Origin of the sequence: Asticcacaulis sp. AC402 (assembly GCF_000495835.1) — a bacterium.
Classification (GTDB): domain Bacteria; phylum Pseudomonadota; class Alphaproteobacteria; order Caulobacterales; family Caulobacteraceae; genus Asticcacaulis.
In genome coordinates this window covers 20,371-35,089 of the sequence record NZ_AWGC01000024.1, presented here as the reverse complement: position 1 = coordinate 35,089, position 14,719 = coordinate 20,371, and the positions used below count along the sequence as shown (strand labels likewise).

Sequence of the window (14,719 nt, the reverse complement as noted above, 5' to 3'; positions counted from 1 at the left end):
AACTTTTGCTTAACCTTTGCGCAACGTGCAGAGGTGACACAATGGCCGGCGACATCGCCCTTTATATATCCAAGCGTTCGCAGCGTTGGCTGGCAGCCTTGCTTTTTTTGTCTCTGGCGCAGGGGCTGGTGGCCAGTTGTACGCCCGAGCCGGTGTCGCCCATGGCCGCCCGCGTTGCGGTGCGGCACTGAATTCCTGGACTGCGGCAAGGTCCGCTAACACTTGACGCTGCTGCGCAGTAAAACAAGCCGGCGAGTCCGTTGACTCCGGCGAGATCACGATTCCTTTACACTCTGTCGTCTATAGGTATTCGCACGGAGAATTGCGGCGTAGAGTGTGTATGTCGCGGTTATCCTTAGAAATATCCACAGGATTGTTTTCGGCGTCATGAGCGAGGTACGGGGTCAAATTTTTCTCACCTGTTGCGTGTGCTGCACGCGCGGCGTGCGGAACGGCCACCGTTGTTATCACAATACAATTTAAACGTTTTCTCGCCTGTGATCTGAACCCATCTTATGGACAAATCGCCCCTTGTCTTCGAATGGGCCTGCCCTAAGGGAAGGTTTTTCCTGTGACTTTATTGAAACAGGTTTCAATTGATATAGACAAAAATGTGTCGCGTGATTGACGGATTCACGACAGGGGTCTCTAAGTTTGTTAACAGCGTGTAATGCTGGAAACTGCGGTGGGTGCGCCTACACCCTCATGTAACCCGGAGAAACAAGAGTGAAACATAAATCTTTGCGATCTGGCCTGTTGGCCACGACGACAATCTGCGGTGCAGTATTGTCGACGATGGCGGGCGTGGCCGTGGTGGCGACTGTCGCGGCTTTGCCGACGACGGCTTTCGCCCAGGACTTAACCTCCGGCACCCTGTCCGGCAAGGTATCGACATCGGGTGGCTCTGCCGCCGCTGGCGCCACGGTTACGATCGTCAGTCAGAACAGCGGCTACACCGCGACGGCGACGACCGATGCGGACGGTAAGTTTACCCTTAGCCAGATTCCTGTCGGCACCTACAATGTCGATATTACCGGTGCCGACGGCTCCAAGGTCTCGACCTCGGCGCTCGTGACTCTGGGCTCGGTCTCCAGCTATAACTTTGAAACGGCTGACGCCACCACGACCGTGGTCGTTCGTGGCCGCGCGCGTCGTAACCTCGATTTTGATCGCACAACGACCGGTCAGGTGATCGATGTTCAAGCTGTGGCCAGCCGGGTTCCGCTCGGTCGCAACATCGAAGCCATCGCCGACCTGACGCCGGGCATCACCATCAACGACGTGTTCGGACCTCCGTCGATTTCGGGCGCTTCGCCGGCTGAAAACATCTACTATGTCAACGGTATGAACGTTACGAACTTCCGTAACTTCCTGGGCGGCACGACCATCCCGTTCGACTTCTATGAGCAGGTCGAAGTCAAGACCGGCGGCTATATGGCGGAATTCGGCCGTTCGACCGGTGGTGCTTTCATTTCAACCACGCGTTCGGGTTCGAACACCTTTAAGGGCGGCCTAAGCGTTTATTATACGCCGTCCGGCCTCGCCGAACAGTCGAGACAGGTTGGCGCCGACCTGAACGAAACCGATCCCGCCGACGATACCTACTTCCAAGGCCGCACCGACTTTGAGCAAAAGGAAGCCACCGCTTGGCTTTCGGGGCCGATCGTCAAGGATCACGTCTACTTCTTCGCCTTCTACAACCCGCGCGACTTTACCGTCGACTCCGCATTGACCTACGGGGACGGTAGCGGCGTTTACACCGAAAGCGTCGAACGGGCCGACCCGTTCTGGGGTGGAAAGTTCGATTTCGTCCTGAATCCTGAGCACCGCCTGGAAGTAACCTATTTCAGCGACGATCAGTCGGCCATCACCCACCACTTCGATGAGGGCGATCCGGTAGACAAGTTCGTCACGGCGTCCAGCGGCGGCGTGACCCAGGTTGCCAAATACACCGGTAAGTTCACCGATTGGTTCACCCTGTCGGCCCTGTACGGCAAGTCGACCTACAACCAGACGACCAAGTCATTCGTTGACGATGATCCCGCTGTTTTCCTGAATGGCGCCGTCGTTCGCGGCAACACGGCTATCCTGGTCGAATCCGGCGAAGACTCCCGCGAAAACTTCCGCATCGACGGCGACTTCTACTTTAACCTTGCCGGTCGTCACCACCTCAAGATCGGCATGGACGAAGAAATCCTGACGGCCAATGCTAACTCTCGCTATTCCGGCGATACCTACTATCGCTATTTCAACGCTGGCAGCGCGTTGTGCGGCGGAGCCGGATCTGTGCAATGCGTCCGCGCACGCCAGTACTTCAACGTCGGTGAGTTCGAGGTCAACAACAAATCCTGGTATATCCAGGACAGCTGGTACATCACCGACCGTCTGAACCTGAGCCTGGGTGTCCGCAATGACACCTTCATCAACAAGAACGCAGCCGGAGAAAGCTTCCTGGAGTCGAAGGATCAACTGGCGCCGCGTATCGGCGTCTCCTACGATCTCTTCGGCGACAAGAAGACCAAGCTGAACGCCTTCTACGGCCGTTACTACCTGCCGATCGCCGGCAACACCAACATCCGCCTGGCCGGTGGTGAACTGTTCACCCAAAAAGTGTATCAGTGGACGACCCGTGACGCCAACACCCTGGTTCCGACCCTGGGGCCGCTCGTCAGCGAGGCAACCTTCTCCAATGGTCAAATTCCCGATGCCGAGACTCTGGTTTCGCAAAACCTGGAGCCGCAGTATCAGGATGAGTTCATCCTGGGCGCTGAACGTCGCCTGGACAGCGGTTGGAACGTGGGCCTGACCTACACCTACCGTACCCTGGGCGCGGTGATGGAAGACGTCGACCTGTACCACGTCGAGAACGACCTTTGCGAGTACATCGGCATCAACGACACTGACTGCGGCAACGGAACCTTCGGTGGTTCGGGTTACGTCCTGCTCAACCCGGGTAGCGATTTGGTCGTCAAGCTGAGCGAGGACTTCGGAACGACCTGGGGCGGCAAAACCGTCACTGTGCCGAACTCGGTCCTGGGCCTGCCTGAGGCGGAACGTACGTACCAGTCGCTGGTGTTCACCTTCGATCGTCCCTGGGACGGTAAGTGGTCCCTGGGCGGCTCGGTCACTCTGTCAGAGGCCAAGGGTAACATCGAAGGCGGCGTCAAGTCCGACAACGGCCAGGACGACACCGGCCTGACCCAGGACTTCGACGAAGTTGGCTGGACCGACGGTTCGTACGGCCTGCTGCCGAACCACCATGGCTTCAACTTTAAGGCCTATGGCACCTATGCGATCAACGAACAGTTCCGCATTGGCTATAACGCTTCGCTGATTTCGCCGCGCAAATACGGCTGTATCGGCTACTACCCGACTCCGGGCGACAACCGCGCCGTCGATACGACCCTGACGGCTTGGTACTGCAACGGCAAGCTGACGCCGCGCGGTGACTCGTTCCAAGGCGACTGGATCAAGCGCGTTGACCTCTCGCTGGTCTACGACCTTGCCATCCCGGTCGGTTCGGTTCAGCTGAGCGCTGAAATCTTCAACATCTTCAACTTCCAAGGTGCTGATCAGTACGACGAACGCGGTGAATACTCCGGCTCGTTCGAGCCTCGCGAAACCTACCAGACGCCAAGCAGCTATCAAACGCCGCGTTACGTCCGCTTGGGCGCGAAGTACTCGTTCTAAGGCAACACATCGTCAGATGTCAGGAACGGCGGAGGAGCAATCCTCCGCCGTTTTTTTTGCGACTTGTTTTTCAGGCCGTGCGAGTTCCACAGATTGTCGAACTGGCTTGATATACTGTTACTGAAATGAGAGGACCGAACTGTATTGGTCGTACGTTGCTCTTCAGGATTTCGCCCGTCACCCGATTCTGCTTGGGAATCGTGGCAAGTGAAATTTCTGGCAAACGGGGAATGAGCAGATCTACAAAGTACGCAGGCCGGCAGTTGCAGCTTTATTCGATGGCGTCCTGGGCCTTTTGCCCTGAATAGCAGGCGCAAAAAACTCCGCGAAGCCCTCTTGCGGCAGTGCGAAAAACGATGCACCTTGGACGTGTGCCAGGGGCGTGTGAAATGTCGGGGAAGCCTGTCTGTATTTTGAGCCACGGGAAAGCCGTCCTTCGGCGCATACAGGCGGCCAGGGCTGGCGCGATGGCGCATCCGCTGAGTCGGCGCGTGTCAGCCTATCTGATACATCATCGTCGCGTCGTGGCTGTAACAGGCTCGGTGACCCTGCACCTGCTGCTGCTTTTGGCCATCCTGCCATCGGCGCAAACGAGCGGCTTCACGGCGGGCGGCAGTGTCGGCAACGGCATGGGCCGCGGCGAGGGCGTCGACCTTACTCTTTATGAAATTGCGCAACCTGCGCCGGGCTCGATGGCGGTCAAAACGCCTGAAGCCGAAGATATGGAGGACCTCCGCCAACCGGACGTGGCCGAACGCTTGGAGGCGCCGCTGCTGGAATTGGCCGACACGACCTTTACCGATTTCGCGACCCTGAAAATCCCGGACATGCCGTCGGCGGCGGACTCAACTTCAGAGGCCGAGGCTCAGACGAACAAAGGAGCCACCGGCACCGGCGGGTTGACGAAGGGCGCAGGCGACGATCTCTGGGCGGCAATCGCGCCGTGCTGGCGCAAAATTGTCGACGAACATACGGTTCCTGTCACCCTCGAAGTGACCTTCTCTTCGGGAGGCGCCTTGGCCGAACCGCCGGTCATCATGCGCGGCGACGCTTCAGCCAATGATCCGGGGCGGCTGGTTTCGGAATCGAAGGCGATCCAGGCCTTGGCTGAGTGCAGCGCCTATCCCATGGCCAGCGGTCAGACCCATGTTTCGATCATTTTTCCGGCGTTGTGACAAAAATACACGCTCAGGTTATTGCCAGGCGGTAAATTTACGGTAATGTGAGTCGATGTTTGATAGCGGAGGAAGTCATGGCTAACGGGATCCGTAGCGCAGTATCGCTTTTGGCTCTGGCAGGGTGCCTGATGGCCGGCGCAGCAACGGCTGGGACCACGACCTACAAATATGATGCTTTGGGGCGTGTCACTGAAGTCACCTATCCCGACGGCTCCAAGATAACCTACAGCTACGACGCTGCCGGCAACCGGACACAAACGGCGCGAACCGCGGGCACTTAAGCCAGTAAAATTGAGGGACATTGAGGTCCTCAATTGCCGAGCGTACAGTTTAAATCGCTTTTGAACAGCATTCCATGCATCGGCATACATCGAACTGTGCTAGATGCCTGAGAAACCGTGTCTTATTGCTTTTGATTGGGGGCAAAATGAAAGTTCTTTGTTTCAAGGACCGGTTGGTCGCGGCATGCGCGGCAAGTGCACTAGCGGCAGGTTTCGCTAGTCCGGTTTTTGGCCAAGTTGGTATGGCCAACGGGCCGCCAAGCCATCAGGGGCCGGAATCGCGTTTTTCAGACGCCAACGGCGTTAACCTGATCATCGGAAAGTATGAGCGCAACGATTCTTTCCTGACGATCGGCGATCCGGCCACCGGCGGGCTGCAATGGGCATTTTTTGGCAAGCCCATGTTGGACACCTATATGGGACGAGTCATCTCCTACCCCAACCAGTGGTGCCGCTACAACAACGGCAGCTACATTTTCGACGATGAGACGTGGCAGGCCGTCTATTCACCTGGCAGTTCGACCTGCGTACAGGGGCCCAGAATCTACGAGGTCAGCTTTGGAGGTGGCGGTTCGAAGTTCAAGGCCGGCGCCGGTGGAACCTATCTTCGAAAAACTACGGCCCAGATCGACACCCTCGTCAATATTGGTTCGGACTGGGTTTACGATAATGGCAACGGCACGAAATACACCTACACCGACGTCAACGCTGTCCAGAACGCCTCTCAACGCCTGGAAGCCCGCCTGACCAGCATAACCTATCCCAATGGCGTCGCGATCAACATCACCTACGAAAGCGGCCCGTGCAATTCCTGCTTTGATCCGGTTCTTATATATCGTGTCAACACCGTGACCAGCAACGTTGGATACGGCCTCAAATACGAATATGACTCTGCCAATTTTTACAAGATGAGCGCAGTCCGAGCTTTCAACACCATGGTCACCTCCTGCGATTCAAATTACTCCAATCCCGGATGCAACCCTGTTTCCTCCATTACGTTCAACTATTTGTCAAACGAATCCATATTGGAAGTGCGTGATGCATTAAACGGAGCTACACAGTACAAAAACGATAACAACAACATATGGGATACTGACGAAATATCGTATGTTAAACGCCCGAACGGCGAAGAAATTACGCTCAACTACGACATATACGGACGTGTCAATACGCTGATCGACAGCCGCGGAACATGGACCTATAAATACAGAGAGCTCACCTACAACGATATCACCGGGAAAACCAATCGTCAGAATTCTGTGAAGGATCCGAACAATCAGGTTATATATTCTACAAATGTATTTAAAGATGTCGGACTGCCGCAGAACTTTAAAGCACCCGGAAAAACCCTCATCTATACCGTATATAAGTCTCTTGCGATGGGACCGACTGACTCTCCATGGGGCAGATTATCATCCGCTACAGAAGAGGAGGGTAACAAGGAGGACTACACCCACGACAGCCGTGGCAATATAACGACTGTGACCTATAGACCTAAGCCAGGATCAACGGAATCGATTAGAACAACACAGACAAACTACGTCACTACCTGCACTACGACAGTAACCTGCAACAAACCAACCTGGATCAGGGACGCGAAGGGTAACCAGACCGACTACACCTACGACAGTGTGCACGGCGGTGTTCTGACCACAACGCTTCCGGCCGACCAGAACGCGCTTAGGCTGCGTACCTATAACACTTACGAAGCCTTCAATACGGGCGCGGGCACCATTTATCGTATGGTTCGAACCGAATCTTGCGGTTTAAGCGCCGGCCTGCTGACCTTGCCGGCGTGTCCAGCGACAACAGGCACGGCGGTGACGACCATAAGCTACGGGACCGCGACCACTGCACCGAAAACATACAAGACCCTTCTGCCCTATTCCGTAACCCAGACCGATGGCGCGAACTCGCAAGCGTTGACGACGGCCTTCGAGTACGACGACTGGGGAAACATTGCCGTCGTGGACGGCCCTAGAACCGATGTCGATGACAGAGCCTACAAAATTCACGATGCCAACCGGCGCCTGGTGTGCGAAATCAGCCCCGATCCTGATGGCACGGGCCCGCTTATCCGTTCCGTCGTACGCCACACCTATGATGCCGCAAATCAGGAAACTCTGACCGAGGTCGGCATCGGCAGCAGCACCACTACCTGCTCGGGTGTTAATATGACCGTTTCCTCCTTTACCCGCAGAACCTACGACCTGGCAGGTCGAGTAATCAAGACTGAAGTAGGGCAGCCGTAATGAGCATAGCAATGAAAGAGCTGCTTTTTATAGTTTCGGTATTGGGAACCGGCTTTAGCTTCATAGGATACGAGGCGCATGCCGAGACCATCCACTCGGTTGTTCAGACAAGCTATGACGTCATGAACCGGCCGGTGTGCAGCGCGGTTCGCATGAATCCCACGGCCTTTGGAAGCGCGCCAATAGATGCCTGTGCCTTGGGCACAGAAAGCCAGAGCTACGGCCCAGACCGAGTTACCAGGAACACCTATAATTCAGAAGGCCAACTTCTTCAGGTCGATGAGGCCTATGGCACCAGTGTGCAGCGCGCCTATGCTCGCTACACCTATTCGCTGAATGGACTGGTCGCCACCGAGAAGGACGCCAACGGCAATCTGACCACTCTGGAATATGACGGCTTCGATCGTCTGAACAAGCGGCGCTATCCCAGCACTACCAGCGGGGCGGGCACGTCCAGCACGACCGACTACGAGCAGTTCGGCTATGACGCCAACGACAACAAGATCTCCTGGCGGCGGCGCAACGCTGCGATCATTACCTATTGCTACGACAATCTCGACCGCACCTTGCGGGAGAATGTCTCAGGCGTGTCGTGCGCCACGCCGGGCGGGGCAGCGGATGTCTTCACCAGTTACGACAGCCTGGGCCGGATCAGTTCGAAGCGGTTCGCCTCAACCTCGGGCAATGGCGTCAGCTACGGCTACGATAGCCTGGGGCGGGTCAACACGACCACCGACCTCAACGGGCGACCACTGTATTTTGCCTATAATGCTGCGTCGGTCCGGACAGCGATCGCCTATCCGGGCGGCTTTACGTTTTTTAGCAGTCTGGATAACCTGAACCGTGTAAGCCACGTCAGCAACGGCTCAACCGTGTTCTATTCGCAGGCCTTTACCAGCCTCAGCCTGAGAAAGAAGCTGCTGCGCGGGGCAGCCATTGCGACGGGCGAGCGAAACGACGCCGCCTGCGTCACCCAGACCAAAGCGACCTGCTACAGCTACGACTCCTTGGGTCGGCTGACGGCTATGAGCCACGACCTGGACCTCACCGGCAATGACATCACCTGGAGCTTCACCGGACGCAACCCGGCCAACCAGATCATCAGTTGGGACGCCACTTCTTCCAATTACGATTATGACCAGACCACAACCAGCACGGAAAACAAGACTTTTGACGGTCTGAACCGCGATTCTGGGATTGCGGCGCTCACCGGCGGATACGACCTTAACGGCAACCTAAGCAGGGAGAGCCTCGCTGCGTCCGACAAGCGCTGTATGACCTATGACGTGCTAAACCGGTTGACGGCGGTGGCGTGGTGCAATGCCCAGACGACGCCGTTCATGACCCTGGTCTACGATACCGAAGGTCGCCTGGCCGCCTATACGGCAAATGGCCGGACGACCGAATTCGTCTATGATGGCGTCAGCCTGATCGCGGAATACACCTACGCGGGCGCTTACAACGGCAATACTGGCAGCGAGACCATGACCCAGCGCTACCTCCATGGTACGGGCGTGGATGAACCTCTGGTATGGTTTGCCGGTTCGGGGGTGACGTCACCGAATTACCTGCTGGCCAACTACCAGGGCAGCATCATCGGATACAGCAGCAACACTGGCGCCCTCACCGAATTGTACCGCTACGATCCCTACGGTCTGCCGACCAACCGCGATAACACTGAATCGTGGACAGGTTCGCGATTCCGCTACACCGGACAGTATGCCATTCCGGAGGCCAAGCTGTACTACTATAAGGCTCGGATTTATGATCCGAGCTATGGCAGATTCCTCCAAACTGACCCGATAGGATCGGAGGATGATCTGAACCTGTATGCTTATGTCGGAGACGATCCGGTAAATGGAGTCGATCCAACTGGCCTTCAGTTGGTTATCCCTTTGCCAGGCAATTCTCCTCCCCCTTTACCTTTCCCACAACAGGCCGCTGAGCACTTTAGTAATGTTAATCCAATTGCACACGCGATAGAAGGCGCTATCGCAGATGCGCAAGAAGCTGAAAAAAATAAGCGTAAATATTGGTATATCACGTACGAAAAAGAAAGCTTGACTGACGACAAGGTTTACGTCGGTCACACAAGCGGTTGGGGCACGACAGCAGCCAGTGTCCTCCTTCGGAGAGACACCAAACACCATATGAATGCAAAAGGTTACGGGCCCGCTCAATTGGAATTTGTTTATTCTGCAGGCGATGGTACTGGTCCTCGAATGATATATGGTGATTGGGTAATGCGCGGGAGGGAGCAAGTCTTGATTGAAAAGTGGCAATCGCTTGGCCGTTCGGGCAATGGAATCAACGCCATTGATCCGAAGAAAAAAGCTATATTCTCAGAGGTGGCAAAATTGGCGGCGAGGGGATTGTTATCGTGGTAGCGCGAAAATGGAAACCTGGGGATACTTATAGTATACACGACGGTGAGTTTGGGACATATTACGCATGCATTGCTATGGGTGGAGACTGCGTTTTTTTTGATACCAATGCCGATACAGCTCTATACGAACTCGCCAGCATTGATTTTTTTTTGCGTCTTCCTGTTGTCTACCCTTCGATAAGGCGCGCTGGCTGGCAAAAAATTGGTGTAACGCCTGTAGTGGGCAGACTCGCCGAAAAGGCATATTACCGATACCAATCGGCTGATATGGAGAAGCCCGCAGTTTGGGCGTTAGAAGATGAAACCTATTTTTTTCCGGCAGATGGAGTGCCAGACAATTTGGAAATTCTTGCATTTTGGGATGCTCAGTATCACATTTTGCCTCTATTGCGGTATCATTTTCATAGAATAGATACGCCAGTAATTTCGAAAATTAGCACTGCAATATAGGGTAGGGCTGGTGTCAAACCTGAAGTGCAACACTCGCTTCTGCGGTTAGAGTTGCATTCAGGTAATGGTTGTAGACCTCGCGAGGGGTTTGGAAGTTGAGGATTTTTCGGGGTCTGTTGTTGAGTTTGAATTAAAGGGGTCGAATTAAAGGGGTCAGAGTCATTTATTGACATCATGCGCCCTGTATCTGAGACGTTTCCGTGCCTAGTGGAGCCCTGTTGTGCCACGCGCACCTCGCCTGACACTTGTCGGGCAGGTCCACCATGTGGTCCAGCGCAATATCAAGCAAGCCATTCTCCTGGAACTCGGCGACCAGGAGATCTATCTCGACCTGCTGGCGGAACAACTGCGCCAGAGTGGCGTCGCCTGCCGGGCCTGCTGCCTGATGACCAACCAAGTGCACAGGATCCTGGCGCCGTCCAATGAAAGCGGTCTGTCGCGGGCGGTGGGGGAAGCGCATCGCCGATCAACCGCCTTCATCGGCGGACGCGGCCGATGGGCCGGCCACCTGATTATCTCAGGGCGGCTTCAGTTCTGGTAATGCCGTTTGCCGTTGTCATCTACCCAGTATCTGTTGCCATTGCCATCGCTGTAAAGTTCACGCTTTTTGCCCTGCTCGACAACGTACCCGATTACGGCGCCCGCGACAGCGCCGACCGCTGCGCCCTTGACGACGTCATTGCCTGTCGCAGCGCTTACGGCAGCACCGCCGACGCCCCCGATAAGCGCCCCGCTGCCAATGCCGTCAGTTGCACAACCGCTCAGCAACACGGCGGAGGCCAGGCCCAATATTGCGATTTTCATAGTGTTTCCCTTTTCGTCAAAAGCCGCGCGTAAGGTGCTCTGGGCACCCGCCTGGCTGCTGTGACTGTAGCCAACCCACGCTCTTTTTCTGATCGGGAATTGCCCGCGGATTGTAAATATCAGGCAACGGCCTGCGTAAGATAGAGTGGATTACGGAGACATGATGTCATTTGAAAAAAGTATCTGCTACTGCACTATCCTCGAAAGGTTTGTGAAGGAGGTGTCATAGTGTTTCGGCGACGCACTACGAATGGCACAATTGTGCGGGCTGCGTGACCGACACTACAGCCGAAATCACGTCGGGTGTCCTCATCGACTGCAGTTTTTTCTCACCCGCGCTTTATCAGCGCGGCGGCCGCATAGCCGAGGCTGAGAACGGGTCTAGCAATGCAAGATTTAAATCCTCGACATCCCTCACTTTGCGCGTCACCAGGGTTAGGTCGTGGGTGAGGGCGGTTGCGGCGATCAAGGTTTCGATGACCGGCCGGGAGCGATCGGCAGACAATTCGCCCCATAGACACGCCACGGGCGCGTCTAACACCAAGCCTCATAAAGAATGACGCTTTGTATTCGCATTTCTTCAGCTCAAACGCCGGACTAGGCGCCCCCCATGGCTCCTCGCAAAAGCTCGGGCGGCCAAGAAGCGTTCTTTGGCGCCCTTGCCAATCCACGATGAGTCAAGATTTTCGCGGGTTGGTCTTAATTGCGCGAATTGGCAAGGATTATGTGGCCTGTACGTATTCACCAATAAAACCAGCGCCGCAATCGCTGGTCACCACGAAAAACGCCCGGAGCGGAACTCCGGGCGCTTTATCTTGCTGGCAGGTGAGGGGCGGCCTTACCGCGCCGAGGCCGTATAGGGTTCCGGCGCCATGACATTGGCGCCCTGATCGCGCAGGCGCTCGTCGGCGACGCGGTCGATGACCGCCTCGGCCTTGGGGTCGCTCATCGCCCAGCCCAGGAAGGACAGGGTCTTGAGGCCCGTCAGGCTCATCTGGACGTTGTTGCGCACGCCGCCGAACATCGACGGCTTGTTGGGGTAGCGCACCAGGCGCACCGTCGCCGAGGCGTCGATCTTGGCCAGCGACTTGGCCGTGTCGACCGCGGCAAAGAAGCCGCCGGCCTTGTCAACCAGGCGTAAATCCACCGCCTGGGCGCCCGTCCACACCCGGCCCTTGGCCAGTTCGCGGACCTTGTCTTCCGGCAGATTACGGCCGGCGGCGACATGGGTGATGAAGCTATTGTAGATCTGGTCCATCCAGCTCGACAACGCCGCGCGCTGGCCCGGGCTGAAGCCCTTGGCTTCGCTGAAGACCTCAGTGTAGTCGCCGCCAACATGGATGTCCTTGATGTCAACCCCGAAGCGGCTCAACGCGTCGCCGATGGCGAACTTGCCACCGAAGACACCGATCGAACCGGTCAGGGTCGACGGATTGGCAACGATCGAAGAGGCGCCCGACGCGATCCAATAGCCGCCCGAGGCGGCATAGTCGCCCATCGACACCACAACCGGCTTGCCGGCTTCCTTGGCGTCCTTCATGGCTTCGGCGATCTGGGCCGAGGCGGTGTCGGAACCGCCCGGCGACGACACGCGGAAGACGATGGCCTTGACCTTCGGGTCCTTGATCGCGGTGTAGAAGGCTTCGGAAACGTCGTCCGACATCATCATCTTCTGGCTGCCGAAGCCGCCGCTGCCCTTGCCGGTCATGATAGCGCCTTCGCCGTCGATCACGGCAATGACCTCACCCTTGTTCTCGGGCAGCAGGGTACGGGCATAGTCGTTCAGATCGACCATCTTGGCGTTGGTGCCACGCTTCTTGGCGGCTTCTTCAGCGTCGTGGACCTGGCCCAGGTTCGAGATCAGCCCCAGCTCAAGCGCCTTTTCGGCGCCATAGGGACCGGCCTCCAGGGTGGTTTTCAGGGCGGCCGCATCGATGCGCCGGTCGGCGGCAATGTTGGCGATCATCGATTGATAGATGCTGCCCATCCACGACAGGGTGGCTTCGCGGTGCTCAGGCGTGAAATCGTTGTAAAGATAGGGGTTGACGGCGTTCTTGAATTCGGCGCGCTGTTCGTACTGGGCGGAAATGCCGTACTTGTCGAAGGCATCCTTGAAGAACATTTCCGAGGTCGAGATGCCGGTCACCTGGAACGACGACCGCGGCTGCATCCACAGCTCGCTGGCCGATGAGCCCAGCATATAGGACGAGATCACCATGCTGCCGGGATACAGGCCCTGGCTGTGGGCGATCACCGGCTTGGAGGCGCGGCGGACATGGATGATGGCTTCGCGGATCTCTTCGGCGGCGGCCGGCGACATCCCGCCTTCGGGCAGGCGCACCAACACGGCCTTGACCTTGGGGTCGTCGGCGGCGCGGTGCAGGGTGGTGACGACCTCCATGGTCGACAGGGTACGGCCGGTCAGGAAATCGAACGGACCGCCCGCGGCCTGGTCGGACATCTTCTGGCGCAGGTCCAGCGAAATCACGACGTCGCCGCGCGTCGGCGGTTGAGCCGACGAGGCGATCATGGTGATCACGGCAACCGGTATCCCGATCAGGACGATCATCATCCCGACGACAACGGCCGACAAGGTAATCAAAAACTGCTTCATCTAAGACCCATCATCCCACGCGACAACCCGGACCCCAGCATAAACCTTAACGGCCGCAGGTCAATTGCAGAGGCGGTTATAGTTAACGATTTGGTCGGGCTTGTGACGGCTCTGCACCAGAAAGCGCAAACCTGGCACAAAAGGCCTAAAATTTCGTGCGCCCGGCGTATTTTCCTGCCTCGGGCGGCGTGTCGTGGGCGTATTTGGCGTCGCCGTGGCAGTGCGGGCACGACAGGCCCTCGACATAGGACGGGTCGGCCTGGTCTTTCGGCGTAAGGGCATGGTCGCAATGCCGGCACAGGATGGCGGTTTTCGAGGGTTGCAGGTCGTGATCGACGGCGATTCGCTCATCGAAGACAAAGCACTCGCCCTGCCACAGCGACTGGTCGCGCGGCACGTCTTCGAGATACTGCAAGATACCGCCCTGGAGGTGATAGACGTCCTCGACGCCATGATCGATCAGCCACGAGGTAAATTTTTCGCAGCGGATACCGCCGGTACAAAAGGTCGCCACGCGTTTGCCGCGCAAGCCATCCAGATTGTCTCGCGTCCACTGCGGCAGATGCTTGAAATTGGGGATTTTCGGGTCCAGCGCACCGGGGAATGTGCCCAGATTTACCTCATAGTCGTTGCGGGTGTCGATCATGACGACATCAGTGGCCGTGATCAGCGTGTTCCAGTCCCGGGGCGCGACATAATGACCGAAGCGCCGCATCGACACCGGCTCGCCCAACGAAATGGTCTCCTTTTTCAACCGCACCCGCGCCTTGCCGAAGGGCTGGAACTGCGCCCGCGATTCTTTCCAGCGCACCGGCCCGCCGACGACATCGGCCTGGAGCCAGGTCATAAAGCTGTCGATGGCCTCACGCGTGCCGGAAATCGTTGAATTGACGCCTTCGCGCGTGATCAGGATCGAACCCTTGATGCCCAGCCCCACCAGGCGGTCGAGCAGGGGCTGGCGCATGGCTTCGAACTGCGGGAAGTCGAAGAAATGGTAGAAGGCGGCAATAACAAACGGGGGCGGTGAGGGGGGCTCAAACATGACGGCGGGGTAGCACAAAAAG

The 14,719-nt window shown here is 57.0% G+C and carries 11 protein-coding genes; 8 read left to right on the top strand and 3 right to left on the bottom strand.

The genetic code is table 11. The features are described from left to right. Positions 1 to 41: 41 nt before the first annotated feature. From ABAC402_RS40575 to ABAC402_RS34150, 8 genes are all read left to right on the top strand, one after another. Positions 42 to 191 carry a hypothetical protein gene (locus ABAC402_RS40575; protein WP_023450352.1) on the top strand — a complete coding sequence of 50 codons (150 nt, stop codon included), beginning with the start codon at positions 42 to 44 and terminating at the stop codon, positions 189 to 191. Between the two features lie 535 nt (positions 192 to 726). Continuing rightward, a complete protein-coding gene (locus tag ABAC402_RS34170) occupies positions 727 to 3,690 on the top strand; it encodes a TonB-dependent receptor (RefSeq protein WP_155847421.1) in 2,964 nt (987 codons plus the stop codon). Between the two features lie 491 nt (positions 3,691 to 4,181). Continuing rightward, a complete protein-coding gene (locus ABAC402_RS34165; RefSeq protein ID WP_155847420.1) occupies positions 4,182 to 4,865 on the top strand; it encodes a hypothetical protein in 684 nt (227 codons plus the stop codon). Between the two features lie 77 nt (positions 4,866 to 4,942). After that, positions 4,943 to 5,149, top strand: a complete 207-nt coding sequence (locus ABAC402_RS39795; RefSeq protein ID WP_031235787.1) for an RHS repeat domain-containing protein — start codon at positions 4,943 to 4,945, stop codon at positions 5,147 to 5,149. Between the two features lie 146 nt (positions 5,150 to 5,295). Continuing rightward, positions 5,296 to 7,401 carry a hypothetical protein gene (locus tag ABAC402_RS34160; protein ID WP_155847419.1) on the top strand — a complete coding sequence of 702 codons (2,106 nt, stop codon included), beginning with the start codon at positions 5,296 to 5,298 and terminating at the stop codon, positions 7,399 to 7,401. A gap of 11 nt (positions 7,402 to 7,412) precedes the next feature. Further along, positions 7,413 to 9,788, top strand: a complete 2,376-nt coding sequence (locus tag ABAC402_RS34155) for an RHS repeat-associated core domain-containing protein (protein WP_023450347.1) — start codon at positions 7,413 to 7,415, stop codon at positions 9,786 to 9,788. Next, positions 9,782 to 10,237: a hypothetical protein gene (locus tag ABAC402_RS40295; RefSeq protein WP_155847418.1), complete on the top strand. Its 456-nt coding sequence runs from the start codon at positions 9,782 to 9,784 to the stop codon at positions 10,235 to 10,237. Before ABAC402_RS34155 ends, ABAC402_RS40295 begins: the two co-directional genes overlap by 7 nt. A gap of 220 nt (positions 10,238 to 10,457) precedes the next feature. Beyond that, positions 10,458 to 10,778, top strand: coding sequence for a transposase (locus tag ABAC402_RS34150; protein ID WP_023450346.1), 321 nt, complete (start codon positions 10,458 to 10,460; stop codon positions 10,776 to 10,778). Here the strand turns inward: ABAC402_RS34150 and ABAC402_RS39790 are convergent. The 3 genes from ABAC402_RS39790 to ABAC402_RS34140 all read right to left on the bottom strand — a co-directional run bounded on the left by ABAC402_RS39790 (position 10,766) and on the right by ABAC402_RS34140 (position 14,697). Then, complete coding sequence (locus tag ABAC402_RS39790) at positions 10,766 to 11,041, bottom strand: glycine zipper domain-containing protein (RefSeq protein ID WP_023450345.1); 276 nt, start codon at positions 11,039 to 11,041, stop codon at positions 10,766 to 10,768. The two genes, ABAC402_RS34150 and ABAC402_RS39790, sit on opposite strands and share 13 nt — an antisense overlap. 838 nt (positions 11,042 to 11,879) lie before the next feature. Next, on the bottom strand, positions 11,880 to 13,655 hold the full coding sequence (gene sppA / locus ABAC402_RS34145) for a signal peptide peptidase SppA (RefSeq protein ID WP_023450344.1): 1,776 nt from the start codon (positions 13,653 to 13,655) through the stop codon (positions 11,880 to 11,882). 145 nt (positions 13,656 to 13,800) lie between these two features. Then, the gene (locus ABAC402_RS34140) at positions 13,801 to 14,697 is read right to left on the bottom strand and encodes a rhodanese-related sulfurtransferase (RefSeq protein ID WP_023450343.1); all 897 of its coding nucleotides are present in this window, start codon (positions 14,695 to 14,697) and stop codon (positions 13,801 to 13,803) included. Positions 14,698 to 14,719 lie beyond the last annotated feature (22 nt).